The sequence below is a fragment of the Pseudomonas sp. M20 genome, from assembly GCF_045037865.1.
Classification (GTDB): Bacteria; Pseudomonadota; Gammaproteobacteria; order Pseudomonadales; family Pseudomonadaceae; genus Aquipseudomonas.
The window spans coordinates 80,259-107,047 of the sequence record NZ_CP173611.1 but is presented as its reverse complement, the minus strand read 5'-3'; the positions used below and the strand labels follow the sequence as shown (position 1 = coordinate 107,047).

Below are 26,789 nucleotides of genomic sequence, written 5' to 3'. Positions count from 1 at the left end.
ACAAATGGCTACAAAAAGGCTACACGAACCTTTGAACCCAACCCCGTAGGAGCTGCCGCAGGCTGCGATCTTTTGACTTTGACCTTTCAAAATCCAAAGCAAGATCAAACGATCGCAGCCTGCGGCAGCTCCTACAAAAGCGGTTCAACAGTGCGCCAGAAAAAGCAAAAAAAACGCCCCGAACCAGTCGGGGCGTTTTCACGAGGATGCGGCCTCGAATTACAGCGGGTTAGCGAACACCATCCTGACGCAGTGCGGCCGGGGTGAAGTCGCTGGTGGTGGCAGTGAAGCCGAAGTCATACGCACTCTTTTCCTCGTTCTTCATGCCCAGTGCCAGATAGCGGCCGGACTGCAGGTCGTAGAGGGTTTCCAGGGCGTACCACGGGACTTGCTTGTCGTAGTAGTTCTCGGCATGCGCTTCGGCAACGCGCCACAGTTGGCCACGACCGTCGTAGTGATCGATCACCGCGGCTTGCCAGGTGTCTTCGTCGATGTAGAAGTCACGTTTGGCGTAGATGTGGCGCTGACCTTCCTTCAGGGTTGCTACCACATGCCACACGCGGCGCAGCTCGTAACGCGCCAGATCCTGATTGATGTGGCCGGCCTTGATGATGTCGGCGTACTTCAGTTTCGGATCGTCGAGCTTGTAGCTATCGGAGGCGATGTACATCTCTTTCTTGCCTTCGAGCTTCCAGTCGTAGCGATCCGGCGCACCGTTGAACATGTCGAGGTTGTCGGAAGTCCGCAGGCCATCCGCCGCAGTACCCGGACCGTCATAGGATACTTGTGGCGCACGACGCACACGACGCTGGCCGGCGTTGTAGACCCACGCCGAACGTGGCTCTTTGACCTGATCGAGAGTCTCGTGCACCAGCAGCACACCACCGGCCAGACGCGCCGGCGCGGTCACTTTCTGCTTGAAGTAGAACAGGATGTTGCCCGGATTTTTCGGGTCGTAGTCCTTCATCTTGTCGCGGAACACGAACTGATCCTGGAAGTACACCAGGCTGTACGAGCCGTTCGGTTGCGGCGTGGCCTGGGTCACCAGACGGGTCACGCTGCCACCGCGATAGCGGGTGATGTGGTTCCAGATGACTTCCACACCGCTTTTCGGAATCGGGAACGGCACTGCCGTATCGAAGTTTTCCAGACCGTTGCCGCCGGACACCAGATTGGTGGTGGTGGCGTTTTTCTTGATCGCGGCGAACACGTCATCCGGCACGGTTGCGCCACGGTGGGACGGATAAACCGGCATCTTGAAGGTCTCCGGGTAACGCTTGAACATCGCGTATTGGCCCGGCGCCAGTTTGTCCTTGTACTTGTCGACATCCTTGGCGGTGATGGTGAACAGCGGTTGTTCGCTGGCGTAAGGGTTGGACAGGAAGCCCCGCGCATCGACGCTGCCGGCATTTTTCGGCAGCGGCTTCCACGCCGGGATCGAATTGTCGGCATTGCCGGCCATTTCCGCGCCCATCGGCGTCAGGCTCTTGCCCAGCTTGTCCGCTTCGGCAGCTGGCACCGCCGCCATGACACCTGTCGCCAGCAGCGACAGGCCCAGAACACCGGCGTGGAACAGACTCTTTGTTATTTTCATAAATTCGTTCGTCCTGAATGCAGTGCTTAGAAGTTCACGCCGAAGCTGAGCGCAACGAAGTCGCGGTCATCCACAGTGGTGTACTTGCCGTCGAAGAAGTTGGTGTAAGCCAGGCTCGCGGTGTAGGTGTTCTGGTATTCGGCATCGACGCCCAGGCTGACCGCTTTGCGACCTTCCTCGAAGTTGCCGCCAGGGCCTGGCGAGTAACCGCTGACGTCGTGGGACCAGGCCACGTTCGGCTTGAGGTTCACACCGGCGAAGACGTCGTTGTATTCCCAGATGGCGCGACCGCGGTAGCCCCACGACATCGAGGTGGTGAAGCCGTCGTTATCGCAATTGCGGCTGCGGTTGTTCTGCGGCGAACCCGGTCCTGCACCGTTGATGGTGCTGGCGTTGAGAATGTTGGCGCAGGTGTTGGTGGTGCCAGTGGCCGGCAACTCGCCCGGGCCATACACCGGATCGCGGCCATAACGCTTGTCGGAACGGCTTTCCAGCCCGCCGACGTAGGTCGCGCCGACTTCACCGACGAGGGTCAGACGGCTGGCGCCCATGACCTGATCGAAGAAGTGCGTGAACGTTGTCTGGATCTGGGTGATTTCCTTGCGCTCGTAACCGTGCAGGTCTTGACCCGGCACACCATTGAGTATCGAAGCGTTGGTCAGTGCGCCGCCGATCGGACGCACACCGGCGAACAGGATGTCGGTGGAGTTCAGTTGCACCGGCGCGTTCGGACGGTAGCTGATCTCACCGCTCCACGCCGTACCGGTAGGCAGGGTGGTGGAGAAGCTCAGACCGTAGAGGCGAATGTCTTCAGGGTATTCAATGAAGTAGTTCGAATTGCCCGCGACCAGCAGCGGTGCAAGTGCCGCAAACGGCCCCGGCAGCGCGCGCGCCGTGTTGTAGACCGATTGCGGCGCACCGGTGGCGCTGAAGATCGGCGCACGGCTGTGGTAGTTCATGAAGTAGGCGCCGAACTCGGTATCGAGCGGCTCGTACATGTACTTGAAGGACGCGCCCCACTGGCCGCTGTCACGCGCATCGCGGTCCGGGCCACGGCGCACCAGAACGCCCTCTTCGTTGACGCTGACGCCGTTGGCGGCCAATGGGCCAAGGGCCACGGCCGGGATTTGCGAACGCTTGTTCAGCACGCGCAGGTTGTCGTTGCAACCGTCGGCGACGATGTCCGGCTGCGAGAAGAACGTGCCGCAGTTATCGACGACGGTCTGGTCCCATTCCAGTTGATAGAACGCTTCGGCCGACAGGTTTTCGGTGAGGCTCTGGGACACGTAGAACATGTTGACCGGGATCAGGCCTTCCTTGATCTCGGCGCCCGGACGACGGAACGCGGAAACGTCGATCGGGTTGATCGAGTTGATGCCGCCGCCGATGAAGGTACTTTCACCCCAGCTCACCACCTGCTTGCCCAGACGCACGGAACCCGGCTGATCGGCAATCGCGTAGTTGTGGTAGACGAAGGCGTCGAGGATCTGCCCGCCGGACGACTTGGCGCCCTCTTTGCGACCCGAATCACTGATGTCCTTGAACTCGCGACTTTCATCCTTGAGTTCGAAGTCGTACCAGTACTTGCCACGGACGAACACACCGGTGTCGCCGTATTTCAGTTCAAGGTCATGGATGCCCTTGAAGATCTTCGAAAAGGTTTCACCGCTCTTGAAGTTGGCGTGACCGTCATCGGACGTCTGCGACAGGCCGTGGCCGCCGTTGTTGACGCCAATGAGGTTCTTGTTCGGGCTCTGAGTAGACCAACTGGCACCGATCGACAGGGACGAGTCGAACTGGCCCTCGATTTCACCGACGTTGAAACTGACGCCGAATGCGGGCCCGGCGAGCGAAGAGGCAAGACTGACTGCCAGAGGCAGTTTCGCCCGGCGCCAGAACTGGTTTACTGAGGTCATCGACGCTACTCCATGTGCATTATTGTTATGGCAGTGAGTACTTTTAAAAACGCCTGAAGGACCGGGTGCCAGAGACAACCCGAAATCACTTCAAAGATGCATCGCCCCGATTTGTGCGTGTGCTCCGTTCTTAAAAATCCTTGAGCGGACTATAGCCAGCAGGTGGTACCGCTTGATCCCTCTAAAGTGTGATTTGCAGCTGCCGGCCACTCTGGAACAGTCCTTTCGCCAGACCGACGCATGTCGGCACGGCAAGGATGGCTGATTTTTTCGATTTCACAAGCCAAGCGCTTGCTTGGTGGGTCTGGCGCGCCGTTTTCGGCGCGCCAGCAGACACTTAAAGTGTCGAGAGGAAGGTGCTGTTGTTGGCCTGCCATTCGGTGATATCGAGGCGGATGCGCTTCTTGTCGAGCTTGCCGACACTGGTCTTGGGAATTTCGGTAACAAGGGCGATCTGACTCGGAATCGCCCACTTGCTCAAGTGGCCCAATTCCACGAACGGCTTGAGGTGCTCCTTGAGCTCACGTGCCCCGATCACATGCCCTTCGCGGATCACCAGCAAGGCAAACGGGCGCTCGCCCCACTGCGGGTCGGCGATGCCCACCACTGCTACTTCGCGTACCGCGACGTGACGACTGATCAGGTCTTCGAGGTCCAGCGAAGAGATCCACTCGCCGCCGGTCTTGATCACGTCCTTGATGCGGTCGCGGATGTCGATCACGCCCATGCTGTCGAGCGTGGCGACATCGCCGGTGTGCAACCAGCCGCCGGCCCAGAGCTCGGCGCCCTTCTGCGGCTCGTTGAAATAGCCTTCGGTGAGCCACGGCGCACGCAGCACCAATTCGCCTTGAGTCTCGCCATCGGCCGGGAGAAAGTTACCCTCGCCGTCGACAATCGCCGCTTCCACCAGCGGCCCCGGTACACCGGCCTTGATCCGGTAAGTGGTGCGTTCGTCTTCGGTGCCGGCCATCAACTCGTCATTGAGGTGCGCACAGGACACCAGCGGACCCGTTTCCGACATGCCATACGCGGCAGTCAGCTGAATGCCGCGCGCCTTCGCGGTTTCATACAGCGTGCGGTTGAGCGCACTGCCGCCAATGACAATTTTCCAGCCGCCGAAATCGGTGCCTTGCGCCCCTTTGGCATTGAGCAGCATCTGCAGGATGGTCGGCACGCAATGGGAGAAGGTGACCTTTTCCTTGCGCCACAGCTCCACCAGAAACTCGGGATCGTAGCGCCCCGGATAAACCTGTTTAAGGCCAAGCATGGTCGCCACGTACGGCAGGCCCCAGGCGTGGACGTGGAACATCGGCGTGATCGGCATGTACACATCGTTGGTGCCAAGCAGGCGCACGCTGTCGATCGAGCCCATGATCGTCGACACGCCCATGGTGTGCAGCACCAGTTGCCGATGGGTGAAATACACGCCCTTCGGGTTGCCGGTGGTGCCGGTGGTGTAAAACGTGGTGGCGACGGAGTTTTCGTCGAAGTCCTGGAAATCGTACTGCGGACTCGCCGCCGCCAGCAGTTGCTCGTACTCGCCGACCAGATTCGGCAGATCGGCGGTTTTCTCCGGCAGATCGGTCAGCAGCAGGGTTTTCTCGACCGTAGTCAGGTGCGGTGCGATCGCCTGGTACAGTCCGACGAACTCGCTGTTGACCAGCACAAAGCGGTCTTCGGCATGGTTCATGGTGTAGAGGATCTGCTCCGGCGACAGGCGCACGTTGATCGTGTGGATCACCGCGCCAATCATCGGAATCGCAAACATGCATTCCAGGTAACGATGGCTGTCCCAGTCCATCACCGCCACAGTGTCACCGGCCTTCACACCGGCCGTCGTCAGCACGTTGGCTAACCGCGCCACGCGCTCGATCAGGGTCGGGTAGCTATAGCGAATCTGGTCGCGGTAAATGATCTCGCGGGTTTTCTCGTAACGGGCCCCGGACATCAGCAGCCGTTTGATCAGCAATGGATACTGGTAGGCCCCATCGGCCGGGGGAATGACGCGAGTCTGCAACATAAGAATCCCTTTTCTGACTGCACGGTGTTGGCGTAGAGATTGGTACTCTAGAACCCTTATACGCCTGCCAAATCAGCCAAAGGAATGATTTGCAAAGCCGTACAAATGCTAGCTTTGCGCCAGCATTTGCCGGTTTTCGTCTTCGGTCAGGCGGTTTGTCCCACAGCCTCTTCAGAAGGCGTGCGTGGGAAAACCACCGCAGCGAGGAAGGTCAAAGCTCCGAAACCCGCAAGAATCAAGTACAGGCCTACAAAACCATGGCGCGGTTCGACATAGGAAATCAGTGGAATCGCCGTAGCACTGGCGCCGAACGATAAACAATAACGCAGGGCGAAGATTCGCGATTGCCATTGCGGGGCGACGAAGTTGGCGACCATCGCATCGTTCACTGTTACCTGACCAAACACCACGAACATGAACGCTGCCCCAAGGGCGATCACCGCCCAGCCATCGGCATAGGCCAGCGCAAATAACAGCGGTGCCTGGCACAGCGTCAGGACAATGAACGGCCATTTCAGGCTGAGACGATGCAACACCCGGCCAATGCTCAACTGCGCCACCGCGCCAAAGGCATAGGCCAGACTGACCACCACGCCGAGGGTTTGCGGCGAAGCGAACAGCTCATGCAAACGTTCCTCAAACAGTTTCGGATAAGTCATGGTGGTGGCGTTGAACACCACGCCGCCAGTGGCGGTGGCCAGCGCCAGCACGCCGAACACCATGACCATCGAAATGCGCTGGCCGGCGGCACCTTTGAGTGGTGTGTGCAGGCGCTTCGGAATGGGTTCTTCACGCACCTGCAAGGCGAAGCCAACCCCCAGCACAATCGCCACTGCGCCCGGCATCAGAAACGCCGAGCGCCAGCCGAACTGCGCCACCAGCAAGCCTGTGATCAGCGCCGAAAACGCCACGCCCAGATTGCCCCACATGCCGTTGATGCCGATTTCACGGCCACGGTTTTGCGCATAAGCCACCAGCATCGCCGTGCCGACCGGATGGTAAATCGCGGCAAAAATACCGATCAGGGTCAGGCCGATCACCAGCATGCTCGGACTGTTGCTCAGCCCGGTGAAGATCGCCGAAGCGCCGATACCGAAGAAAAACACCAGCATCATCTGCCGCCGGCTCCAGTGATCGCCGAGCCAACCAGCGGGTAGCGAACAGGCGCCGAAGGCAATGAAGCCGCCCAGCGACAAGCCGATCAGCGCGGCGTAATCGAGACCGAAGGCCTGAGTCATGCCGAGCACGGCGGTGGGAAAAATCAGCATGAACATGTGATCGATCACATGCGCGGCGTTGATATAGCGAATGACGTTTCTGGATTGATTCATGGCGGCACGCTTTACGTTGTTGTGTACCACCTATGCTAAGTTGGCGAAAAAGCGCATTCCTGCCACATAAGTCACTCAATCAGACATGTTGATCAGCCATTTCGAATACGGTCCGGTGAGCGCCTACCCCCGGGATTACCTGGACGGCGCGCACCAGCCGTTGCATCTGCATCGTGAGGCGCAGTTGTTGTATGCCGTCAGTGGCATCATGCGCGTGGTCACGGAATCGGGTGCCTGGGTGATTCCACCGAGTCGTGCAGTGTGGATTCCGCCCGAGGTGGCGCACGAGATTTTCATGAGCGGCGACGTGCAGATGCGCTCGCTGTTCATCTCGCCCGCGCTGTCGCCGGCCGCCCTGCAACAATGCTGTGTGCTGGCGGTGACGCCGTTGCTGCGAGAGCTGATCCTGCGCGCGGTGCAAGGGCCGCCGCATGCCGACAATCCGCTGATTCAGCAATTGATGCTGGAAGAACTCGCCAGCCTGGAAAACCTGCCACTGCACATTCCGATGCCCACCGACCGGCGCCTGCAAAACATCTGTCTGGCGCTGCTGCACACGCCCGATCACCCCAATACGCTGGAAGACTGGGCGCAGCAGGTCGGCGCCAGCTCACGGACGTTAGCGCGGCTGTTTCAGCAACAAGTGCAGATGAGTTTCAACGCCTGGCGCCAGCAACTGCGCTTGATGGAAGCCCTGCCACGTCTGCTCGCCGGGGACAGCGTGCAGCGTGTGGCGCGGGATCTGGGTTACGGCAGCGCGCGGGCGTTCAGCGCGATGTTCCGCCGTTTGCTCGGGGAGAATCCCCGCGATTACCTCAACACACTGAGCAAGCTCAGCGAACTCGTGTAGGAGCTGCCGAAGGCTGCGATCTTTTGATTTTGTTGTAAAAAGACAAGATCAAAAGATCGCAGCCTTCGGCAACTCCTACAAAAGGCAATCAATGCATCTCGGTAAACGCGATTTTCACGCCGAGAGCGATCAGCACCGCGCCCATGGTGCGATCGAACCAGTGACCCATGCGGGCGAAACCGGCACGCACGCGTTGCTGGCTGAACAGCATCGCCACCAGGCAAAACCAGATGGCCGTCGCAACGGCGAGATAAACGCCATAACCGGCCTGCACCGCCAGCGGCGTGTGCGGGTTGATCACCACCGTGAACAGCGACAGGAAGAACAGCGTGGCTTTCGGATTCAGACCGTTGGTCACAAAGCCCGAGGTGAACGCGCCGCGAGCGGTGCGCACACCGGCCTCCTTGTGCAGATCATCGGTCACGGTTTTTGCTGGTTGCGCACGCAAGGCTTTGAAACCGATGTACAGCAAGTAAGCCGCCGCTGCCCATTTCAACGCGTTGAACAACACGATCGATTGCGACACGATCAGGCCGATGCCGAGCAGCGAATAACCGACGTGCAGGAAAATCGCCGTGCCTACGCCCAGCGCGGTCCAGGTACCGGCGCGACGACCATGGGTCACGCTCTCGCGCACCACCACGGCAAAGTCCGGGCCAGGGCTGGCGACGGCCAGCAAGTGGATCAGTGCAACGGTCAAGAACTCGGTCCAGTACATGGGGGCTCCTTTCGGCCAAGCGTATCAATTTGTTTCATCTGGTAGGCTCGGCAGATTACGCCCAACGCTCACAGCACAAAAGGTACAGTTGATGACGAACACGCGCCGCGCGGTATTCCTTGATCACCCTTCGCTGGATCTCGGCGATCTGGACCTCAGTCCGTTGCGCGAGTGTTTCAGCGATCTGCAGCTATTCGCCCAGACCTTGCCCGAGCAAGTTGCCGAGCGCCTGCAAGGTGCCAGCGTGGCGATCAGCAACAAGATCCTGATCGACGCCGCCGCGATGGCCGCCAATCCCGATCTGAAACTGATCCTGATCACCGCCACCGGCACCAACAACGTCGACCTTGCTGCCGCCCGCGCTCAGGGCATCACCGTGTGCAACTGTCAGGGTTACGGCACGCCGTCGGTGGCGCAGCACACGATCATGTTGCTGCTCAACCTCGCCACGCGTCTGGCCGATTATCAGAAAGCTGTCGGCGAAGGTCGTTGGCAGCAGGCCAAACAGTTCTGCCTGCTCGACTACCCGATTGTCGAACTGGAGGGCAAAACCCTCGGTTTGCTCGGCCATGGCGAACTCGGCGGCGCTGTGGCGCGACTGGCCGAAGCGTTCGGCATGCGCGTGTTGCTCGGGCAGATTCCGGGCCGCCCTGCTCGCCCGGATCGTTTGCCGCTGAATGAACTGCTACCGCAAATCGACGCCCTCACCCTGCACTGTCCGCTCAACGAACACACTCGCCATTTCATCGGCGCCCGCGAACTGGCTTCGATGAAGCCAGGCGCGTTCGTGGTCAACACCGCCCGTGGCGGTCTGATCGATGAACAGGCGCTGGCCGATGCCTTGCGCAATGGCCACCTCGGCGGCGCGGCTACCGATGTGTTGAGTGTCGAGCCGCCGACCCAAGGCAATCCGTTGCTCGCGGCGGACATCCCACGCCTGATCGTTACACCCCACAACGCCTGGGGTAGTCGCGAAGCACGGCAACGCATCGTCGGCCAATTGACCGAAAACGCTCAGGCGTTCTTCAGCGGTAAGGCGCTGCGGGTCGTCAGTTGATAAACTGCGGCACTTTTTTTTGAGGAGCAGTTATGGATCCGCGCAGTGAAGTACTGCTTCGTCAGCCCGAGTTGTTTCAAGGTTCGCTGTTGCTGGCCGGTTTGCCCGCCGACGATTTGCTTGGGCGCCTGCCCAACGCATTCGGCTGGTGCTGGCATGCCGGCGACCAGGCCGCGCTGGACGCCCGTTTCGAAGGCCGCAGCCATTTCGGCGTGAACGTGCCGGAGCGCGAGTTCGACAGCGTCGTGGTGTTCCTGCCCAAGTCCAAAGACCTGACCGATTACATCCTCAATGCCGTGGCCTCGCGTCTGGCCGGGCGTGAAGTATTTCTGGTCGGGGAAAAGCGCAGCGGCATCGAAGGCGCATCCAAGCAGCTCAACCCGTTCGGCAAGCCGCGCAAACTCGACAGCGCGCGGCACTGCCAGCTCTGGCAGGTCACCGTGGCAAGCGCGCCGGAAGCGAAATCCCTGGAGAGCCTGGCGCAGATCTATGAATTGCCACTGGCCGAAGGCCCGCTGAAAGTCATCAGTCTGCCGGGCGTGTTCAGCCACGGTCGACTGGATCGCGGCAGTGCCCTGCTGCTGGAGCATCTGGACAAACTGCCGAGCGGCCATCTGCTCGACTTCGGCTGCGGTGCAGGGGTTCTGGGCGCTGCGGTCAAACGTCGCTACCCGCACAATCAGGTGACCCTGCTCGATGTCGATGCCTTCGCCGCCGCCAGCAGCCGCCTGACATTGGCGGCCAACGGTTTGGAAGCTGAAGTGCTGACTGGTGATGGTATCGATGCCGCGCCGATGGGTTTGAGTGCGATTCTGAGCAATCCACCGTTCCATGTCGGCGTGCACACCGATTATTTCGCAACCGAGAACTTGCTGCGAAAAGCAGCCAAACATCTGAAAAATGGCGGCGAACTGCGCTTGGTGGCGAACAGCTTCCTCAAGTATCAACCGCTGATCGAAGAGCATCTGGGCGTCTGTGCAATCAAGGCCGAAGGCAATGGTTTCCGGATTTACCGAGCCAAGCGCGGCTGAAACCTCTTTTAAAAAAGAGGCTTGCTCAATCGGATTTGCCTAGGCAGAATCCGCTCCGTCCTAGGGGAGTAGTCTCCCACGAGCGCCATGCTCGTCCGGCATACGTCAACATACTTGATCCTCAGATCATGGCGTATGCGACCCAAGCGTCCGCAGCAGACGGATCGCAGGGTTTGACAAGACCTATGACACGCACACCTTACCCGGGGCGGGAAGGCTGTACGTGTCATAGCCGTGTCGACCCGCCCCTTAGGAAATCCTGATGCTGGACTCGTTACTCGTTCCCACCGCAATCGTTGCCTTGGCCGAAATCGGCGACAAGACGCAACTGCTCGCGCTGATTCTCGCCGCTCGCTTCCGCAAACCCTGGCCGATCATTGCCGGCATTGTCGCTGCGACCCTGGCCAACCACGCAGCAGCCGGTGCGGTAGGCGCCTGGTTCGGCAGTTTCTTCTCGAATGCGACACTGCACTGGATCCTCGCGGCGAGCTTCACAGCCACGGCGTTGTGGACGCTGGTCCCGGACAAAATGGATGACGATGAAACCAGCACCGCGCGCAAGTTCGGGCCGTTCCTGACCACGCTGATTGCGTTCTTCCTGGCGGAGATGGGCGACAAGACTCAGGTCGCGACGGTGATGCTCGCGGCGCAATACCCGGATCTGTGGCTGGTAATTATCGGTACCACTGCGGGCATGTTGATTGCCAACGTGCCGGTGGTGCTGGCGGGTAATTTTGCTGCGGACAAATTGCCCCTGACCTTGATCCGTCGCCTTGCGGCTTCGGCGTTCATGATTCTGGCAATCGTTGCGGTGTACAAGGCGATGCAGAGCAGCGGATGGGTTGGATAACGCTAACCGACGATACAAACTACCTATCAATATAAGGCGACCGATAGCTGTCAGAGTTGACAGCTATCGTCACCGTATTAACGGGCCTACATTCATGACTTCTGATCTCACTGAACTTCACAAGGATCGTAATCATGAGCAAGCCCAAGCATTACTCCAAACTAAGCAAGTCCGGCATCATCATTCCCTACATGCCTTTCAGCCATTCTTGCGCGTACAAGATAACCGTCGATGAATTTGATCCGAAGCGGGTGCATTTCCTGCTGACAGGGCTCACTGAAAACGGTCTGAAAGAATTGGCATTCCTGGACGGGAGAGCTGACCTGCTCGCTCAAAACTTTGGTGGTTACAGGAGTCGTGCTACTGAATACGGGAGTGACTCATCCGACAGTTACTATTGGACGTTTCCTGCCGCAGGCACGCCGACCCACTTCACAATTTCAGACGGTGCGGGAAACCCGTTCAGGATCAACTTCACAAAGAAAAACGCTCGAGAGTTCAAGTTCGAGTGCGAGTTCTTCCTCGTGTTTGGGAAAGATCATGACTACGACCCGCGCGGTAACTACATCTTCATCGATTATCTACTGCCCTCACCAGGCTCCGTGCTAAGAGACAACTTTGCCAAATGCATAGCCCGGCAAATAAAACGGGTCAAGGCGCTCTCGCTGTGAGAGCACCTTTTTTACTCAGGATTTCGGCGCCTGTTCGTACAACGGCATAACCTTCGGAATCGCCGCCTGCAACGAGGCGATCCGGCTGGTCGAAGCCGGGTGAGTGCTCATGAACTCCGGCGGCGAACCTTCCGACGCCTTGCTCATCTTGTTCCACAGAGTGATCGCGGCATTCGGGTTGTAGCCCGCACGAGCGGCCAGCTCCAGACCAATCAGATCAGCTTCGTTTTCGTTGGCACGACTGTTCGGCAGGGTCATGCCGTAGTTGGCCACGGTGTCGGCCAGCGCCAGGCTGTCCTGACCCAGACCGAGCAACGCACCCGCACCCTGCTTGGCCATTTCAATCCCGTAGGCTTTGGACATCGCTTCACGACCGTGCTCGCGCAAGGCGTGGGCGATTTCATGGCCCATGACCGCGGCAATTTCATCGTCGGTGAGTTTCAGGCTGTCGATCAGCCCGGTGTAGAAAATGATCTTGCCGCCAGGCCCGCAATTGGCGTTGAGTTCATCGCTCTTGATCAGATTGACTTCCCATTGCCATTGCGCCGCATCCGGACGGAAGTTCGGCGCCTGGGCGATCAGGCGGTTGGCAATCGCCTGAACCCGCTTGGCCTCGGGACTGGTCTTGTCCAGCACACCTTTGCTGGAGGCCTCGCCGACGGTCTTCTGATACGACTGGGCATACATCTGGTCGACCTCTTGCGAGGACAGCATGCTGAACATGTACTGCTTGCGCTCCACACCCACGGCACCGCCGCTGGTGGTGTTGACCGACTGACAACCGGCCAGCAACAGCGCTGCGCTCAGTGCACTTACAACCAATGTCTTGTTCATTCAAAAGCTCCCTGAAAACCTGCGCGTATCCTAGGCGGGTAATTGTATCGACGCCAGATACAACGGACGTGTTGCAGCGACTTTCAGACGTTTCCCGCCAAAACTGTCGTAAAAAATTCACAGCGTTCACCAAGCCCGCAGCAACTGCGTCGTGCACGGACCCATTTGCGACATCGGCTTGCAATTGCACCGGCTCGCACTCATGGCCCAATCCCGCCTGCCGATACATCAGCGCAGACGTCCTCTTGCGTGCGGAGCTCCCATGAAGTTCAAGTCGATCCAGTTTTCCGTCGCCGCCCTGGCCGGCGCCATCGTGCTTAGCGTGGTGGCCGCGCTGGTGCTGTATGCGCTGTTTTCCGGCGCCCGTACTCAAGAGATGGTGCAACAGCGCACCCAGGCGCAGTTCGAGCAAGTCATCGAACAGCGCCTGACTTCGCTGGCACAAACCCAGGTCAGCCAGATCCAGCGCGAACTCGAAGCACCGCTGCTGATTGCCGGCGGACTGGTACGGGTCAACGCCCTGCTCGGCACGCCGGGCACCGATGGCCAGCCGCGCCTGAGCGTCAGCCGCGAGCAACTGATCAGCCTGATCAAAGAGAACGTCGAGCAGAACCCGAAAATTCTCGGCACCTACATCGGCTGGGAGAAGAACGCCCTCGATCACAATGACGCAGCTTATGTGGGCACCAGCGTGGTTGGCATCGACGCGGCCAACGGGCGCTTCCTGCCGTGGTGGTTCCGCAACGATGACGGCACCCTCGGCCTGGACAAACTGGTTGACGTCGACGACCAGAAAACCCTGTCCACCGGTGTGCGCGCCAGCGAGTACTACCTGTGCTCGAAAGAGAGCAAAAAATCCTGCGTGATCGATCCGGCGCCCTACAAGGTCGGCGACAAGATCGTCATGCTCGCCTCCTTTATTGAACCGATCATGCTCAACGGCGCCTTCCAGGGCATCGTCGGCGCCGATCTGTCGGTGAACTTCATCCAGGAAATGCTCCTCGCTGCCAACCAGAAGCTCTACAGCGGCGCCGGGCAAATGGCTCTGATCGGCGGCAATGGCCGCATAGTTGCCTACACCAAAGACACCAGCAAATTCGGCGAAAAAGTCAGCGATATCCTCGATGCCGAGCAGATTGCCAACATGGCCAATCTCAAGCGCGGTGAAGTGACTTACTCGGTCAACAAGGACAAGGGGCGCATCGAGTTGTACCTGCCGTTCGGCATCGGTCAGACCGACGCGCGCTGGACGCTGATGCTGCAACTGCCGCTCAACGCCGTGATGGCGGATCTGCAAAAACTGCAGGCCGACCTCGATGCGCAACGCAAATCCGACACCTTCGGCATGGCCATGGTCGGTCTACTGATCGCCGGCCTCGGCCTGCTGGTGATCTGGCTGGTCGGCCACGGCATCGCCCGACCACTGAAGCAGATGGTAGCCATGCTCAATGACATCGCGCAGGGCGAAGGTGATCTGACCCGACGCCTGAGCAGCGATCGCAGTGATGAACTGGGCTCGATCGCCAAGGGCTTCAACACCTTTTTGGCCAAGTTGCAGGCGATGATCACGCAGGTGGTGACGTCGGTGCAGAGCGTCAGCGATTCCTCGGAGCACACCGCTGACATCGCGATTCGCACCAACATCGGTATCCAGAAACAAATGGCCGAGATCGATCAGGTGGCCACGGCGGTGCAGGAAATGACCGCCACCGCACAGGATGTCGCGCGTAATGCGACTCAGGCTGCGCAAGCGGCCAACCATGCCGATCAGGCGGCGAGTCAGGGCATGCAGATTGTTCGTGACACCTCGAACTCGATTGGCATGCTGGCGGTGGAAATCGGCAAGGCCGTAGACGTGGTGCAGACGCTGGCCAAGGACAGCGAGAACATCAATGCGATTCTCACGGCGATTCGCGGGATTGCCGAGCAGACTAACCTGTTGGCGCTGAACGCGGCGATTGAAGCGGCACGTGCCGGTGAGCAAGGTCGCGGTTTTGCCGTAGTGGCCGACGAGGTGCGCAATCTGGCGCAGAAAACCCAGAAAGCCACCGAAGAAATCCAGAGCATGATCCAGCAGCTGCAGCAGGGCACGCGCGATGTGGTGCGGGTCATGGAAGACAGCCAGAACCGCACTGATGAAAGCGTGCAGCACGCGGCGAAAGCGGCTGAGGCTCTGGAGACCATTACGCAGGCGGTGTCGGTGATCAACGACATGAATACGCAGATCGCCAGTGCGGCGGAAGAGCAGAGCGCGGTAGCCGATGACATCAACCGCAACGTGATCAATATCGGCCAAGTAGCGAATGAAGTGGCGGGCGGCGCGGATGAGTCGAGTTCGGCGAGTGCGGATTTGACCAAACTGGCGGAGCAACAGCGGCGGTTGATCAATCAGTTCAAGGTCTGAAAAGCCAAGAGCCCCCTCACCCTAGCCCTCTCCCAGAGGGAGAGGGCTAGGGTGAGGGGCTTTTGATCTACAGGCTTTAACCCGGGGTCAAACACTCCGGCCCATTGAGTTTCGGATCATTGATCAGATTCGCCAACACCCGCTCGCGCAACGCACCCGGCTCACTGGCCAGCAACCCCTGCAACACATGCAAAGGCGTTTCGGGATCCAGCCACGCCGCCTGCCCCACCTCATCAAGAATTAGCGGCCGCCGCTGACTCGACGCCGGTTGAGTAATCACCGCCGTGCTCAACCAGACCTGCTCCTGCACCGGATACGCCTCCCAGATCGCCGCAAAAAACAGTGACGATCCCTCCCCCGGCGTCAGCCAGTACGGCCGCTTGCGCTGGGTCCCGCGCCACTCGTAAAAGCCATTGGCCGGCAACAGGCAGCGACGCTGACGCAGCGCCTCACGAAACATCGGCTGTTCCGCAACGGTTTCCGCACGGGCATGCGCCGGCGTCTTCGACAGATCAGTCAGCCACGGCGGTGTCAGCCCCCAACGAGCGCGAGCCAGGGTGCGCTGGCCATCTTCACCGGCACGCAGCATCAACACCGAATCATTGGGGGAAATGTTCCACTGCGCCTGCTGATCGGCGGGAAAACCTGGCAGGGCCGCGAAATCGCGGTTCCAGCGAAACAGGGCATAACGTCCACACATGGGGCAACACGACTCTGAAGTAAAACGAAGCTCAGCCTAACAGACCAGCGTCCCGGGGAAGCTCTCCGGTTCATCGCCGGGCAGCGGCAGCGCGGCATTGTACGCGGTGATCAGCTCGCGGGCGTACTCGGCCTGATCGTTATCCACAGACAAGCCCAACAGACCGAAGATCGGCAATTCACCGGTGCCACCGAGCAAATCGCAGCCAATCAAGTGCGCCTCGATGCCTTCGCTGGCGAGCATGCCCTTGAGCATTTCGCCTTCCATCAGGTTTTCCGGCTCGTAGATTCGCTGCATGGGCGCGCCTCACTCGTTTTCGCTGAAGACTTCCAGAAACCAGTCCTCTCCGTGGACCTGCAATACGAACGTTATGGGCCGGCAACACACCTGGCAGTCTTCGATATAGGTCTGATCGCCGCCGGATAAGTCCACCGTCGTCTCAACAAGCTCCCCACAATAAGGACATTCGTATTCAGCGGTTTCCAGCATCGCGGTCTCCCAAGTGACTTGTGCGTATAATCGCCGGTCTATTTGCAGGGCTATTTTTGTCTGGCTACTTTTTCAGACCGTGCCCCGCGGGTTTTCGATCAAAACCTTTACTTACCCTAGCCGTTTCCAACAAGAGAGCATGATGGGCGAATTCGATGCCATCCGACCTTACGACGACAGCGAAGTACCTGTGGTACTGGCAAGACTGCTCGGCGACAAGGCGTTTCTAGATATCCTCACCCACTTCCGCTTCCCGCGTTTTGCCGGTGCCTTCGGCTGGATGCTCAAACCACTTATAGCCCATCGGCTGCGTCGTGAGTTCGCCGACGTGACGTCGGTGGCGACGTTGCAGGACAAGGTCGAGTCCTACGTCGACCACACCATCGAGCGCGCCACCGACGGCGTGACCTACACCGGTGTCGAGCAATTCAAGTCCGGCAGCGCCTATCTGTTCATCGCCAACCATCGCGATATCGTGATGGACCCGGCCTTCGTCAACTACGCCGTGTACCACGCCGGCCTGCCGACGCCGCGCATCGCGATTGGCGACAACCTGCTGCAAAAACCGTTTGTCAGCGACCTCATGCGCTTGAACAAGAGCTTCATCGTCCACCGTTCGATCACCGGCCGTCGCGAAAAAATGGCCGCGTATCAACTGTTGTCGGCGTACATCAACCACTCGATCCGCAACGATTGCGCCTCGATCTGGATCGCTCAGGCAGAAGGTCGGGCGAAGGATGGCGATGACCGTACCGAGTCGGCGATTCTCAAGATGTTCCACATGAGCCGCAAGGACGAGCCGTTCGGTGAAGTGATCCGCTCGCTGAATGTCACCCCGGTGTCGATCAGCTACGAATACGACCCGTGCGACCAGGCCAAGGCCCGCGAGTTGTACATCCGCGCCACCACCGGCACTTACGCGAAAGCGCCGGGCGAGGACGATGTGAGCATCGCCAAGGGCATCACCGGCTACAAGGGCCGCGTGCACGTGAACTTTGCCGCGCCGATCACCGAGCTGTTCGAAGACACCAAGCAATTGGCGATCGAGATGGACAAGCAGATTCTCGGCGGCTACCGGTTATTTCCGGTGCATTACCTGGCGTACGCGCAGTGGGCCGATGCCGATCCGCAATTGAATGTGCCTAAGGCTGTCGAAGTGTTCCCGGCGGATGAATTGGCCAAGGCGCAGGAAGAATGGCAGAGCCGGCTGGATGCGTGCCCTGCAGAGCACCGTCCGTATCTGGTGCTGCAATATGCGACGCCGGTGCGCAATCAGTACCGGGTCAAGGCTGGGTTGCCGCTGTAAGCGGTTTCCACCTGACGCAAAAACGGCGCCTTCGGGCGCCGTTTTTTATGCCTGAAGCTTTTAGAAGCGCGTGCTGATCCAGGAAACGACCAGGGCCAGAGCGAGGCAAGCAAAACCGAAGCGATAGAAAAACCGGTTCATGCGCAAAGTCGCCCAATCCAGTATCGGCTCGGCATTCGGCTGCGCCTGACGCTGGGCGGCAATGCTAGCCATCGCGCGCTGCTCACGGCGGCGAGTGGCGTGCAGCAGCCAACTGCCCGGAAACGCCAACAACAGCGCCAGCAGGTTGATCAACTTGGCGGGATGGGCGGTAAACAGCGTCATCAAGTGCAGCGACATCACAGACCTCTATCTGAACCGGTATGGCAGACGCCAGATCGACGACTGCGGCGCGGATTCTACCCAAACCTTGCTCCCCTACCCCAGCCTTTGCGACAAATTACCTGACAATCGACCGATGGCTGTCCTGTGTCACGGCATCGTCATATGGATAGGCCACCCTGCGCGCCTCGAAACACACATGGAACGCGACATGCTTCACGCTGAAAACCAGGATCGTCTGTACCTCATCACCCCTTACGACGAACAACAGAGCCTCGTCGGCAGCCTTGCCTTCAATGTTCAGGATCGCCATTGGCTGGTGTATTGCGCGCTGGGCGGGCATCAGCATGCGGATTTGCCAGAGACGGATTTGCTGACGGGTGTCAGCGTTCTCGACTTCTACTCCCAGGCTGCCTGAGCAAAAAGCCCCTCACCCTAGCCCTATCCCGGAGGAAGAGGGGACTGACCGGGTTGTTCTGTCGAGGTACATCGACCTGAAAAACTCGAGTGAACTCCGGTTCTGAAAAACCGCCGATCGGCTCCCTTTCCCCCTCGCCCCCCTGGGGGAGAGGGCTGGGGTGAGGGGGTACGATTTCATGCCCGACAAAAAAGCCCGAAACCATCACTGGTCCCGGGCTTTTTCACATCCGCTGAAAACCTACTCAGCCAAAACCTGACCCACAGTAGGATCCTTGAACAGACGCGTCAGCGCATCGCTCAATACATCGCTGACCAGTTTGGTGTTGGTTTCCTGATTCGGCGCCATGCCGAAACGCTGGTCCAGCGACGCACCATAACGGCCGCTGTAGCGACGGTTGGCGTTCTGCACGTCGGAGCGGAAGGTCGCGCCGATGGTCGCTTCAGTCACGTACATGCCTTCTTTCGGCGACTGATACTTCAGCTCGGCCAGAGTCACGGTCAGCTGCGGAGCATTCGGTGCGTTGCTGGTCGGGGTGAAACCCAAGAGGCGCACGGCAGCTTCGGCCTGAGCCTGCAGCTTGGGCAGGATCTGCTCGCGCTGCACGGTGATGGCGCTGGTTTCCGGGTACAGGCCGCCGCGGGTACCGAGGGTTGGCGACGGCCGACCGTCGACAACACGCACGACCACTGGCTGGCCACGGCCGACCGCTGGCAGCTGGGTGGTCAGCTTCGGCTCCGGGTTCAGTTGTTGCGGGCTGTGGGCGCAGCCGGCCAGGGTCAAACCGGCCACAGTGATCAAACCGAACAACAGGCGTTGCAACATGCTCTTCTCTCCAGAATCAGGCACAAACAGGCCGGCAGTATAGCGGTGGGCCACTGCGGGTAACCAGCGCCCGGCAGTGAATACTGAAATGTCTGACAAACCCTTGGGAAAGCGGTTCCTGTCACAGATTATTCACCCGCCATACACGTTCACGTCACGGCACCTTGGCAACCTTGCAATCAGTCCCCCACAAGGTACTCAACCATGCGTTATCTGATCTCGTTGTTCGCACCGCGCCCGCTGCACCGCAGCTTCGCCCTGCTCGATCGCAACGGCCATTGCCAGGCATTCAAGCAGTGCAGCCTGCAACCAATGGGCGACGGTTGGGTGGAAATCGAAGAAATCCGCCTCAACTGGTTGCTCCAGCCACTGCCCGCCAGCGCCCGCGTCATAGCGTCGCAGCCCCGTGCACGGGTGCAAGCGATGTTGAGCATCTGACCGGATGCCTAATAAAAGTCATTAAACACGAGCAACTGCCCGCATTTCTTCGATACAATCTCCCCCCGATTATAAGGACGTCTCCTGATCGGGCCCCGCAACAGCGTCAATGCGCATGCATTTGACATCAAAATCGCCCACAGAGAGCCGCCCACACAGATCGAGTGAAGTTGGCGCGCTTGCCTGTTCTTCCGGCAAAAACCCCGCTTTTCGCGAATCTGCAGAGCTGTCATGACGCTCGGCCACCGCGTTGTTTTTGCCCTCGGGCAAGGTGCCAGGCCTGGACAGCCCTTTTTTGAGGTTCACGTCTTCAAAAGAGCGTGAAAAAAACGGGTTTTCACAACTTCACAAGAGTGTGGCGAGCAAATGAAAAGTTTTGCGTCTGAACATGCACCATTAGCGTCTGAAACAGCCCAACGACACAGGACCGGGTATACCTCGAATATCGGAGCCTGAAGCCTGTCCGCTACGGATTTGGTTGCACAAAAATGGATGTCTCGACCATAAGTCGAATTGCCAGCTGTGCGCTGAAATGAGTTCATGGAGCTCTTGAAAGCCAAGCCGCATACATCCGTCGAAGTTGCGAAAAATTGCGAAGATTCGGACATGGCGACCTGACCACGGATAGCTGGGGCATAACTGATCTGTCCCGGAACGCCTGGCAGCCATGCCGACAATTTGGTGCTGCAGATTTTGGAGACGCGTTAAATGGCGCATAACGAAGCAGTCGACGTAGTTCTGGTTGGGGCGGGCATCATGAGTGCCACCCTGGCCGTGCTGCTCAAAGAGCTCGACCCCGCGATCAAGCTGGAAGTCGTCGAGCTGATGGATTCCGGTGCTGCGGAGAGTTCCAATCCATGGAACAACGCCGGTACCGGTCACGCCGGCCTGTGCGAGCTGAACTACACGCCGCAAGCCGCCGATGGCACCGTCGACATCAAGAAAGCCGTGCACATCAACACCCAGTTCGAGGTGTCGAAGCAGTTCTGGTCGTACCTGACCAAGCAAGGCACCTTCGGCTCGTGCAAATCCTTCATCAGCCCGGTGCCGCACCTGAGTTTCGTCCAGGGCGACAGCGGCGTGTCTTTCCTCAAATCGCGCTTCGACGTGTTGAGCAAGCACCACGCCTTCGCGGACATGGAGTACACCGAAGACAAGGCCAAGATGGCCGAGTGGATGCCGCTGATGATGCCGGGCCGCTCGCCGGACGAAGTCCTCGCTGCCACTCGCGTGATGAACGGCACCGACGTCAACTTCGGCGCCCTGACCAATCAGTTGCTCAAGCACCTGACCAGCGCCCCGGACACTCAAGTCAAATACTGCAAGCGCGTCACTGGCCTCAAGCGTAACGGCGCCGGCTGGACCGTCAGCATCAAGGACGTCAACAACGGCAACACCCGTGAAGTCGATGCCAAATTCGTCTTCCTCGGCGCTGGCGGTGCGGCGCTGCCGCTGCTGCAAGCCTCGGGCATCGAAGAAAGCAAAGGCTTCGGCGGCTTCCCGATCAGCGGCCAGTGGCTGCGTTGCGACAACCCGGAAGTGGTCAAGCACCACCAAGCCAAGGTTTATAGCCAGGCTGCCGTAGGTTCGCCACCGATGTCGGTGCCGCACCTGGACACACGCGTGGTCGACGGCAAGAAATCCCTGCTGTTCGGGCCATACGCCGGTTTCACCACCAAGTTCCTCAAGCACGGCTCCTTCATGGACCTGCCGCTGTCGGTTCGCGCCGGTAACATCGGGCCGATGCTGGCCGTGGCGAAAAACAACATGGACCTGACCAAGTACCTGGTCAGCGAAGTGATGCAATCGATGGAACAGCGTCTGGATTCCCTGCGCCGTTTCTACCCGGAGGCGAAAGCCGAAGACTGGCGCCTGGAAGTGGCCGGCCAACGGGTGCAGATCATCAAGAAAGACCCGAAAAAGGGCGGCATCCTGCAGTTCGGTACCGAACTGGTGTCGGCCAAGGACGGTTCCCTCGCCGCCCTGCTCGGTGCTTCGCCAGGCGCGTCGGTAACCGTTTCGATCATGCTCGAACTGATCGAGAAGTGCTTCCCGGCCAAGGCCAAGGGTGAGTGGGCCGGCAAACTGGCGGAAATCTTCCCGGCCCGTGAAAAGGTCCTGGAAACCGATGCTGCGCTGTATCGCAAGATCAACACGCAGAACAACATCGCGCTGGAACTGGTTGAAGAAAGCAGCGAGACCCCAAGCTACGCTTGATCTTGCCGCATAAAAAACGCCCCGTACTCAGTGAGCGCGGGGCGTTTTTTTATGCCTGGGAAAAGCCTCAGGTGCGGGACTTTTCGATCAGCTCAATGTATTCCGGGGCGTTGCGCTGATCGGCTATCACCTCAACGAAGGTCTTGCCCTGCTCGTCCTTGCCATCCACGTCATAACCAGCTGCAACGAAGAAACCCAGAAAGCGTTCGAAGTCGTCGATACGCAGGCCACGGTAGGCCTTGATCAGTTTGTGCAGCGACGGCGAAGTGGCGTCGACCGGCTCAAAATCGAGGAACAGCTTGATCTGCTCATCGCCGATCTCGTCACCAATCACTTGTTTCTTATCTTTACGCATTGCCGACTCCAGCTCGCAGACATTACACGGGGCGGGCAGTTTACCCCTGCGCGGCCGCCCGGCTCAACGCGATCGCACCGCCCCGGTGTGCAAATCGGCCCAGATGTGGCCGTTGGCGTAACTGAGGAACTGCACATACACGGTGTCATTGCGCAGCAGATCGATGATCACGCGGTATTGGGCCTGTGGATAAAACAACGTCAGGGTTTTGCTCTTGTCGTCGTAGATCGGCTTTTTCAGGCTTTTGCTTTCGCCGTCGAAATTGACCAGCACCTGGGTGATCGTCGCGCCCTTGTTCAGGGATTTACCTTTGAGGCGGATCATCAGCGGCGAGGTGACCGGGATCGGCTGCTGATTGGACTGGCGTTGCGCGCCGACCACCACGGAGTAATCGGTGACCTGCAGCAGTTGCTGCTGCTCGGGTTCGGCATCGCGCACGGTCAGATCATCCGGCGGCAGGAACTGGCTGTGCATCGGCGCGGCGGACAGCGGCAGGCTGAGGGCCAGCAACAGGGCGGCAAAGCTGCGGATCAAGAGGCGCATGACAGGCTCCGGAGGGCGGGGCCGAGCACTCTAGCATGGGATTAAAAGCAAAAGATCGCAGCGTTCCGCAGCTCCAGGGTGGACATCAATCCCATGTAGGAGCTGCCGAAGGCTGCGATCTTTTGATCTTGCTTACATGCCTTTAACGGCAAAGATCCCGTTGGCATTGCGCCAGTAGCCTTTGTAGTCCATGCCATAACCGAAGATGTAGCGGTCGATGCACGGCAGGCCGACGAAATCGGCTTTCAGGTCAGGACGCGCCTTGCGGTCGTGGTCCTTGTCGATCAGCACGGCGGTGTGCACTTTGCGTGCGCCGGCATGTTTGCAGAAGTCGATGATCGCGCCGAGGGTGTGACCTTCGTCGAGGATGTCGTCGATGATCAGCACGTCGCGGTCGATGAACGAGACTTCCGGCTTGGCTTTCCAGAACAGGTCGCCGCCGCTGGTTTCGTTGCGATAACGGGTCGCGTGCAGGTAGGACGCTTCCAGCGGGAAGTGCAGATGGGTCAGCAGTTTGCCGGAGAAGATCAGGCCGCCGTTCATCACGCAGAACACCACCGGGTTGCTGTCAGCCAGTTGTTCGTTGATTTGTGCACCGACACGGGCGATGGCCGCTTCGACTTCAGCTTCGGTGTACAGGCAGTCAGCCTCTCGCATGATTTGACGGATATGCTCGAGATCAGCGGACATGGCGCTCTCCAGGGGTGGCGGAATTGGAAAAGCGGGCAAAGGTACGCATCCATTGAGGCCGAATCAAGCCTTTATGGACTAACGTACAGAATGTCCTATAGGACATCCCCCTCGGATAGATTAATCTAGGCCGGTTTTTTTGCCCGCCGCCGGAGTTTTTCCATGCCCATCCTCGAGATCCGCCATCCGCTGATCCGTCATAAACTCGGCCTGATGCGCCGCGCCGATATCAGCACCAAGAACTTCCGTGAGCTCGCTCAGGAAGTCGGCGCCCTGTTGACCTATGAAGCTACAAAAGATTTGCCGCTGGAGTCCTACGATATTGCGGGCTGGTGCGGCACCGTGTCGGTCGAGAAGATCGCCGGCAAGAAGATCACCGTCGTGCCGATCCTGCGCGCCGGTATCGGCATGCTTGAAGGCGTACTGAGCCTGATCCCGGGTGCCAAGGTTTCCGCTGTGGGCGTCGCCCGTAACGAAGAAACCCTGCAAGCGCACACCTATCTGGAAAAACTGGTTCCGGAAATCGACGAACGGTTGGCGATGATCATCGACCCGATGCTCGCCACCGGCAGCTCGATGGTTGCGACCATTGACCTGTTGAAAAAAGCCGGCTGCAAAGACATCCGTGCGATGGTGCTGGTTGCCGCGCCGGAAGGCATTGCTGCAGTAGAAAAAGCTCACCCGGACGTGACCATCTACACCGCGTCCATCGATGAGCGCTTGAACGAGCACGGTTACATCATCCCTGGACTTGGCGACGCCGGTGACAAGATCTTCGGCACCAAGCAGAAGGACGCGTAACCATGCAGCAAGAGTTCAACGATCCGCTCTGGCGCACGGTGCTGTCCGGCGCCCAGATGCTGTTCGTGGCTTTCGGCGCCCTGGTGCTGATGCCGCTGATCACGGGCCTGGACCCGAACGTGGCACTGTTTACCGCAGGTCTTGGGACGATCCTGTTCCAGATCGTCACCGGGCGTCAGGTGCCGGTGTTTCTGGCGTCGAGCTTCGCTTTCATCACCCCGATCATTCTCGCCAAGGGCCAGTTCGGCCTCGCAGCGACCATGGGCGGTGTGATGGCGGCCGGTTTCGTCTACACCTTCCTCGGCCTTGCCGTGAAGATCAAAGGCACCGGGTTCATCGACCGTCTGCTGCCGCCGGTGGTGATTGGTCCGGTGATCATTTCCATCGGCCTGGCCATGGCGCCGATTGCCGCGAACATGGCGATGGGCAAGGCTGGCGACGGTTCTGAACTGATCCATTACCAGACCGCAATGCTGATCTCGATGCCGGCGCTGCTGACCACGTTGATCGTGGCGGTGTTCGGTAAAGGCATCTTCCGTCTGGTGCCAATCATTTCCGGTGTGCTGGTCGGTTTTGCCATGGCGTTCTATTTCGGCGTGGTCGACACGGCGAAGATTGCCGCAGCGCCATGGTTTGCCATCCCGCATTTCACCGCGCCGGAGTTCAACTGGCAGGCGATTCTGTTCATCGTTCCGGTGGCACTGGCGCCGGCCATTGAGCACATCGGTGGCGTGATTGCCGTCGGCAGCGTGACCGGTCGCGACTATTTGAAGAAGCCGGGCCTGCATCGCACCCTGCTCGGTGACGGCATTGCCACCACCGCAGCCGGTCTGTTCGGTGGTCCGCCAAACACTACTTACGCCGAAGTGACTGGCGCAGTGATGCTGACCAAGAACTACAACCCGAAAATCATGACCTGGGCGGCGATCTTCGCCATCAGCCTGGCGTTCATCGGCAAGTTCGGCGCGCTGCTGCAGAGCATTCCGGTGCCGGTGATGGGCGGGATTCTGTGCCTGTTGTTCGGTTCGATCGCGGCGGTGGGCATGAACACCCTGATCCGGCACAAGATCGATCTGGGCGAGGCGCGCAATCTGGTGATCGTGTCGGTAACGCTGGTGTTCGGGATTGGCGGTGTGCTGGTCGGCACCGGGACTGGCCCGGATGATTTCGGCCTCAAAGGCATCGCGCTGTGCGCGGTGGTGGCGATTGCGCTGAACCTGATTCTGCCGGGCAATGATGGCTGGAAGAACAAGAAGGCGGATGAGCCGCTGATCTAAGCCTTTAGATCGTCGCTGCCTGAAAAATAGCTTTCGCGAGCAGGCTCGCTCCCATATTGGAATGCATTCAAATGTGGGAGTGAGCCTGCTCGCGATTTGCTTTTAGAGCGCCAGCGGTGCTCTTTCGCAGAGGGTCGCCAAGGCCTTGGCCCATTGCGGGTCATCATTCAGGCATGGCACCAGCACCAACTCCTCGCCCCCCGCTTCGCGGAACTGCTCCTTGCCGCGATCACCAATCTCCTCCAGCGTCTCGATGCAATCGGCGACAAACGCCGGGCACATCACCAGAATCTTCTTCACGCCGCTTTTCGCCAGCTCATCCAGCCGTGCCTCGGTGTAGGGTTCGATCCACTTGGCCCGGCCCAGACGCGACTGAAACGACACCGACCATTTGCCCTCCGGCAGGCCCATGCGCTCGGCGAACAACGCCGCTGTCCGCAGGCATTGCGCGCGATAACAGGTCGCCAATACCGCAGGCGAAGCGTTTTTGCAGCAGTCATCATTCTTGAAGCAGTGATTGCCGGTCGGATCGAGTTTGGTCAGGTGCCGCTCAGGCAAACCGTGGAAGCTCAGCAGCAAATGATCGTAGTCCTGCTGCAGATGCGGCCGGGCGCTTTCGACCAGCGCCTCGAGGTATTCCGGCTGATCGTAGAACGGTTGCAGCACCGACAATTGCACGTCGAGTTTCTTCTGCCGGATCACCCGTTTCGCTTCTTCGATCACCGTGGTGGTCGTGCTGTCGGCGAACTGCGGGTATAGCGGCGCCAGCGTGATGCGCTTGTGCCCCGCCGCGACCAGCTTGAGCAAACAGGTTTCAATTGACGGTTCGCCGTAACGCATGGCCAGTTCTACCGGGCCGTGGGTCCATTGCGTGGTCATCTGCTGCTGCAGACGACGGCTGAGCACCACCAGCGGCGAACCCTCGTCCCACCAGATCGAGGCATAGGCATGAGCCGATTGCTCGGGGCGTTTGACCAGGATCAGCGACACCAGCAAACGCCGCACCGGCCATGGCAGGTCGATCACATACGGGTCCATCAGGAATTGATTGAGGTAGCTGCGTACATCGGCCACCGAGGTGGAAGCCGGGGAACCCAGGTTGACCAGAAGCAAGGCGTGATCGGTCATGCAAC

At 59.4% G+C, this 26,789-nt stretch carries 27 protein-coding genes, 1 pseudogene and 1 riboswitch; of the genes and pseudogenes, 13 read left to right on the top strand and 15 right to left on the bottom strand.

Features of this window, described 5'->3' with window-relative positions; translation table 11 throughout:
• Positions 1–229: 229 nt before the first annotated feature.
• From ACI514_RS00520 to ACI514_RS00505, 4 genes are all read right to left on the bottom strand, one after another.
• On the bottom strand, positions 230–1,594 hold the full coding sequence (locus tag ACI514_RS00520) for a DUF1329 domain-containing protein (protein WP_160059365.1): 1,365 nt from the start codon (positions 1,592–1,594) through the stop codon (positions 230–232).
• Positions 1,595–1,620: 26 nt separating this feature from the next.
• Positions 1,621–3,510: a DUF1302 domain-containing protein gene (locus tag ACI514_RS00515; RefSeq protein WP_160059366.1), complete on the bottom strand. Its 1,890-nt coding sequence runs from the start codon at positions 3,508–3,510 to the stop codon at positions 1,621–1,623.
• A 337-nt stretch (positions 3,511–3,847) separates the two neighbouring features.
• Positions 3,848–5,530, bottom strand: coding sequence for a fatty acid--CoA ligase (locus ACI514_RS00510; protein WP_160059367.1), 1,683 nt, complete (start codon positions 5,528–5,530; stop codon positions 3,848–3,850).
• A 146-nt stretch (positions 5,531–5,676) separates the two neighbouring features.
• On the bottom strand, positions 5,677–6,861 hold the full coding sequence (locus ACI514_RS00505) for an MFS transporter (RefSeq protein ID WP_405122888.1): 1,185 nt from the start codon (positions 6,859–6,861) through the stop codon (positions 5,677–5,679).
• 85 nt (positions 6,862–6,946) lie between these two features.
• On the opposite strand from ACI514_RS00505, the gene ACI514_RS00500 reads away from it, so the two are divergent.
• A complete protein-coding gene (locus tag ACI514_RS00500; RefSeq protein ID WP_160059369.1) occupies positions 6,947–7,711 on the top strand; it encodes a helix-turn-helix domain-containing protein in 765 nt (254 codons plus the stop codon).
• Between the two features lie 88 nt (positions 7,712–7,799).
• Here the strand turns inward: ACI514_RS00500 and ACI514_RS00495 are convergent, their stop codons facing one another.
• Positions 7,800–8,429 carry a LysE family translocator gene (locus tag ACI514_RS00495; RefSeq protein WP_129395456.1) on the bottom strand — a complete coding sequence of 210 codons (630 nt, stop codon included), beginning with the start codon at positions 8,427–8,429 and terminating at the stop codon, positions 7,800–7,802.
• A 91-nt stretch (positions 8,430–8,520) separates the two neighbouring features.
• Between ACI514_RS00495 and ACI514_RS00490 the strand changes: the two genes are divergently transcribed.
• The 4 genes from ACI514_RS00490 (at position 8,521) to ACI514_RS00475 (ending at position 12,038) form a co-directional block, all read left to right on the top strand.
• Positions 8,521–9,486 carry a 2-hydroxyacid dehydrogenase gene (locus tag ACI514_RS00490; protein ID WP_160059370.1) on the top strand — a complete coding sequence of 322 codons (966 nt, stop codon included), beginning with the start codon at positions 8,521–8,523 and terminating at the stop codon, positions 9,484–9,486.
• Positions 9,487–9,518: 32 nt separating this feature from the next.
• The gene (locus ACI514_RS00485) at positions 9,519–10,517 is read left to right on the top strand and encodes a methyltransferase (RefSeq protein WP_405122887.1); all 999 of its coding nucleotides are present in this window, start codon (positions 9,519–9,521) and stop codon (positions 10,515–10,517) included.
• 51 nt (positions 10,518–10,568) lie between these two features.
• Positions 10,569–10,691, top strand: a riboswitch (yybP-ykoY riboswitch).
• An 88-nt stretch (positions 10,692–10,779) separates the two neighbouring features.
• Positions 10,780–11,367, top strand: coding sequence for a TMEM165/GDT1 family protein (locus ACI514_RS00480; protein WP_160059372.1), 588 nt, complete (start codon positions 10,780–10,782; stop codon positions 11,365–11,367).
• A gap of 134 nt (positions 11,368–11,501) precedes the next feature.
• Entirely contained in the window at positions 11,502–12,038 is a 537-nt protein-coding gene (locus ACI514_RS00475; protein ID WP_160059373.1) for a hypothetical protein, read from the top strand.
• A gap of 15 nt (positions 12,039–12,053) precedes the next feature.
• Here ACI514_RS00475 and ACI514_RS00470 read toward each other — a convergent pair whose 3' ends face one another.
• The gene (locus tag ACI514_RS00470) at positions 12,054–12,872 is read right to left on the bottom strand and encodes a M48 family metallopeptidase (RefSeq protein ID WP_007912815.1); all 819 of its coding nucleotides are present in this window, start codon (positions 12,870–12,872) and stop codon (positions 12,054–12,056) included.
• Positions 12,873–13,074: 202 nt separating this feature from the next.
• Between ACI514_RS00470 and ACI514_RS00465 the strand changes: the two are divergent.
• Positions 13,075–14,421, top strand: a pseudogene (locus ACI514_RS00465) (HAMP domain-containing protein); the annotation flags it as partial.
• A 12-nt stretch (positions 14,422–14,433) separates the two neighbouring features.
• Positions 14,434–15,276: a methyl-accepting chemotaxis protein gene (locus ACI514_RS00460; RefSeq protein ID WP_405124183.1), complete on the top strand. Its 843-nt coding sequence runs from the start codon at positions 14,434–14,436 to the stop codon at positions 15,274–15,276.
• Positions 15,277–15,352: 76 nt separating this feature from the next.
• On the opposite strand, the gene ACI514_RS00455 is transcribed toward ACI514_RS00460, so the two are convergent.
• Genes ACI514_RS00455 through ACI514_RS00445 form a run of 3 tightly spaced genes read right to left on the bottom strand, consistent with a single transcriptional unit; the run spans position 15,353 to position 16,465 of the window.
• Entirely contained in the window at positions 15,353–15,976 is a 624-nt protein-coding gene (locus ACI514_RS00455) for an SOS response-associated peptidase (RefSeq protein WP_160059375.1), read from the bottom strand.
• 36 nt (positions 15,977–16,012) lie between these two features.
• Complete coding sequence (locus tag ACI514_RS00450) at positions 16,013–16,273, bottom strand: putative signal transducing protein (RefSeq protein ID WP_405122886.1); 261 nt, start codon at positions 16,271–16,273, stop codon at positions 16,013–16,015.
• Between the two features lie 9 nt (positions 16,274–16,282).
• Positions 16,283–16,465 (bottom strand): CPXCG motif-containing cysteine-rich protein, encoded by a 183-nt coding sequence (locus tag ACI514_RS00445; protein ID WP_405122885.1) that lies wholly within the window; start codon positions 16,463–16,465, stop codon positions 16,283–16,285.
• Between the two features lie 142 nt (positions 16,466–16,607).
• On the opposite strand from ACI514_RS00445, the gene ACI514_RS00440 reads away from it, so the two are divergent.
• The gene (locus ACI514_RS00440) at positions 16,608–17,771 is read left to right on the top strand and encodes a 1-acyl-sn-glycerol-3-phosphate acyltransferase (protein ID WP_174244479.1); all 1,164 of its coding nucleotides are present in this window, start codon (positions 16,608–16,610) and stop codon (positions 17,769–17,771) included.
• 60 nt (positions 17,772–17,831) lie between these two features.
• Here ACI514_RS00440 and ACI514_RS00435 read toward each other — a convergent pair whose 3' ends face one another.
• Positions 17,832–18,110, bottom strand: a complete 279-nt coding sequence (locus ACI514_RS00435; protein ID WP_077574500.1) for a hypothetical protein — start codon at positions 18,108–18,110, stop codon at positions 17,832–17,834.
• Between the two features lie 193 nt (positions 18,111–18,303).
• Here ACI514_RS00435 and ACI514_RS00430 point away from each other — a divergent pair, with 193 nt between their 5' ends.
• The gene (locus ACI514_RS00430) at positions 18,304–18,510 is read left to right on the top strand and encodes a hypothetical protein (protein WP_008083982.1); all 207 of its coding nucleotides are present in this window, start codon (positions 18,304–18,306) and stop codon (positions 18,508–18,510) included.
• A 240-nt stretch (positions 18,511–18,750) separates the two neighbouring features.
• On the opposite strand, the gene ACI514_RS00425 is transcribed toward ACI514_RS00430, so the two are convergent.
• Complete coding sequence (locus ACI514_RS00425) at positions 18,751–19,335, bottom strand: YajG family lipoprotein (protein WP_160059378.1); 585 nt, start codon at positions 19,333–19,335, stop codon at positions 18,751–18,753.
• Between the two features lie 204 nt (positions 19,336–19,539).
• Here ACI514_RS00425 and ACI514_RS00420 point away from each other — a divergent pair, with 204 nt between their 5' ends.
• Both ACI514_RS00420 and mqo read left to right on the top strand, forming a co-directional pair.
• Positions 19,540–19,773 carry a hypothetical protein gene (locus ACI514_RS00420; protein ID WP_405122884.1) on the top strand — a complete coding sequence of 78 codons (234 nt, stop codon included), beginning with the start codon at positions 19,540–19,542 and terminating at the stop codon, positions 19,771–19,773.
• A gap of 708 nt (positions 19,774–20,481) precedes the next feature.
• Positions 20,482–21,990 carry a malate dehydrogenase (quinone) gene (gene mqo / locus ACI514_RS00415; protein ID WP_160059379.1) on the top strand — a complete coding sequence of 503 codons (1,509 nt, stop codon included), beginning with the start codon at positions 20,482–20,484 and terminating at the stop codon, positions 21,988–21,990.
• Between the two features lie 67 nt (positions 21,991–22,057).
• On the opposite strand, the gene ACI514_RS00410 is transcribed toward mqo, so the two are convergent.
• From ACI514_RS00410 to ACI514_RS00400, 3 genes are all read right to left on the bottom strand, one after another.
• On the bottom strand, positions 22,058–22,345 hold the full coding sequence (locus tag ACI514_RS00410; RefSeq protein WP_127929737.1) for a PA4642 family protein: 288 nt from the start codon (positions 22,343–22,345) through the stop codon (positions 22,058–22,060).
• 63 nt (positions 22,346–22,408) lie between these two features.
• The gene (locus ACI514_RS00405) at positions 22,409–22,888 is read right to left on the bottom strand and encodes a hypothetical protein (RefSeq protein ID WP_137219522.1); all 480 of its coding nucleotides are present in this window, start codon (positions 22,886–22,888) and stop codon (positions 22,409–22,411) included.
• A 132-nt stretch (positions 22,889–23,020) separates the two neighbouring features.
• Complete coding sequence (locus ACI514_RS00400; RefSeq protein WP_064387625.1) at positions 23,021–23,578, bottom strand: hypoxanthine-guanine phosphoribosyltransferase; 558 nt, start codon at positions 23,576–23,578, stop codon at positions 23,021–23,023.
• Between the two features lie 162 nt (positions 23,579–23,740).
• On the opposite strand from ACI514_RS00400, the gene upp reads away from it, so the two are divergent.
• Positions 23,741–24,379: a uracil phosphoribosyltransferase gene (upp, locus tag ACI514_RS00395; RefSeq protein WP_007912842.1), complete on the top strand. Its 639-nt coding sequence runs from the start codon at positions 23,741–23,743 to the stop codon at positions 24,377–24,379.
• 2 nt (positions 24,380–24,381) lie between these two features.
• Complete coding sequence (locus tag ACI514_RS00390) at positions 24,382–25,656, top strand: uracil-xanthine permease family protein (RefSeq protein WP_077574503.1); 1,275 nt, start codon at positions 24,382–24,384, stop codon at positions 25,654–25,656.
• A gap of 102 nt (positions 25,657–25,758) precedes the next feature.
• Here the strand turns inward: ACI514_RS00390 and hemH are convergent, their stop codons facing one another.
• Positions 25,759–26,784, bottom strand: coding sequence for a ferrochelatase (gene hemH / locus ACI514_RS00385; protein ID WP_405122883.1), 1,026 nt, complete (start codon positions 26,782–26,784; stop codon positions 25,759–25,761).
• Between the last annotated feature and the right edge of the window lie 5 nt (positions 26,785–26,789).

Bases quoted from the DNA above. Each gene is read 5' to 3' on its own strand.
- ACI514_RS00520 (WP_160059365.1), bottom strand. From the start codon at position 1,594: ATGAAAATAACAAAGAGTCTGTTCCACGCCGGTGTTCTGGGCCTGTCG.
- ACI514_RS00515 (WP_160059366.1), bottom strand. From the start codon at position 3,510: ATGACCTCAGTAAACCAGTTCTGGCGCCGGGCGAAACTGCCTCTGGCA.
- ACI514_RS00510 (WP_160059367.1), bottom strand. From the start codon at position 5,530: ATGTTGCAGACTCGCGTCATTCCCCCGGCCGATGGGGCCTACCAGTAT.
- ACI514_RS00505 (WP_405122888.1), bottom strand. From the start codon at position 6,861: ATGAATCAATCCAGAAACGTCATTCGCTATATCAACGCCGCGCATGTG.
- ACI514_RS00500 (WP_160059369.1), top strand. From the start codon at position 6,947: ATGTTGATCAGCCATTTCGAATACGGTCCGGTGAGCGCCTACCCCCGG.
- ACI514_RS00495 (WP_129395456.1), bottom strand. From the start codon at position 8,429: ATGTACTGGACCGAGTTCTTGACCGTTGCACTGATCCACTTGCTGGCC.
- ACI514_RS00490 (WP_160059370.1), top strand. From the start codon at position 8,521: ATGACGAACACGCGCCGCGCGGTATTCCTTGATCACCCTTCGCTGGAT.
- ACI514_RS00485 (WP_405122887.1), top strand. From the start codon at position 9,519: ATGGATCCGCGCAGTGAAGTACTGCTTCGTCAGCCCGAGTTGTTTCAA.
- ACI514_RS00480 (WP_160059372.1), top strand. From the start codon at position 10,780: ATGCTGGACTCGTTACTCGTTCCCACCGCAATCGTTGCCTTGGCCGAA.
- ACI514_RS00475 (WP_160059373.1), top strand. From the start codon at position 11,502: ATGAGCAAGCCCAAGCATTACTCCAAACTAAGCAAGTCCGGCATCATC.
- ACI514_RS00470 (WP_007912815.1), bottom strand. From the start codon at position 12,872: ATGAACAAGACATTGGTTGTAAGTGCACTGAGCGCAGCGCTGTTGCTG.
- ACI514_RS00460 (WP_405124183.1), top strand. From the start codon at position 14,434: ATGATCACGCAGGTGGTGACGTCGGTGCAGAGCGTCAGCGATTCCTCG.
- ACI514_RS00455 (WP_160059375.1), bottom strand. From the start codon at position 15,976: ATGTGTGGACGTTATGCCCTGTTTCGCTGGAACCGCGATTTCGCGGCC.
- ACI514_RS00450 (WP_405122886.1), bottom strand. From the start codon at position 16,273: ATGCAGCGAATCTACGAGCCGGAAAACCTGATGGAAGGCGAAATGCTC.
- ACI514_RS00445 (WP_405122885.1), bottom strand. From the start codon at position 16,465: ATGCTGGAAACCGCTGAATACGAATGTCCTTATTGTGGGGAGCTTGTT.
- ACI514_RS00440 (WP_174244479.1), top strand. From the start codon at position 16,608: ATGGGCGAATTCGATGCCATCCGACCTTACGACGACAGCGAAGTACCT.
- ACI514_RS00435 (WP_077574500.1), bottom strand. From the start codon at position 18,110: ATGTCGCTGCACTTGATGACGCTGTTTACCGCCCATCCCGCCAAGTTG.
- ACI514_RS00430 (WP_008083982.1), top strand. From the start codon at position 18,304: ATGCTTCACGCTGAAAACCAGGATCGTCTGTACCTCATCACCCCTTAC.
- ACI514_RS00425 (WP_160059378.1), bottom strand. From the start codon at position 19,335: ATGTTGCAACGCCTGTTGTTCGGTTTGATCACTGTGGCCGGTTTGACC.
- ACI514_RS00420 (WP_405122884.1), top strand. From the start codon at position 19,540: ATGCGTTATCTGATCTCGTTGTTCGCACCGCGCCCGCTGCACCGCAGC.
- mqo (WP_160059379.1), top strand. From the start codon at position 20,482: ATGGCGCATAACGAAGCAGTCGACGTAGTTCTGGTTGGGGCGGGCATC.
- ACI514_RS00410 (WP_127929737.1), bottom strand. From the start codon at position 22,345: ATGCGTAAAGATAAGAAACAAGTGATTGGTGACGAGATCGGCGATGAG.
- ACI514_RS00405 (WP_137219522.1), bottom strand. From the start codon at position 22,888: ATGCGCCTCTTGATCCGCAGCTTTGCCGCCCTGTTGCTGGCCCTCAGC.
- ACI514_RS00400 (WP_064387625.1), bottom strand. From the start codon at position 23,578: ATGTCCGCTGATCTCGAGCATATCCGTCAAATCATGCGAGAGGCTGAC.
- upp (WP_007912842.1), top strand. From the start codon at position 23,741: ATGCCCATCCTCGAGATCCGCCATCCGCTGATCCGTCATAAACTCGGC.
- ACI514_RS00390 (WP_077574503.1), top strand. From the start codon at position 24,382: ATGCAGCAAGAGTTCAACGATCCGCTCTGGCGCACGGTGCTGTCCGGC.
- hemH (WP_405122883.1), bottom strand. From the start codon at position 26,784: ATGACCGATCACGCCTTGCTTCTGGTCAACCTGGGTTCCCCGGCTTCC.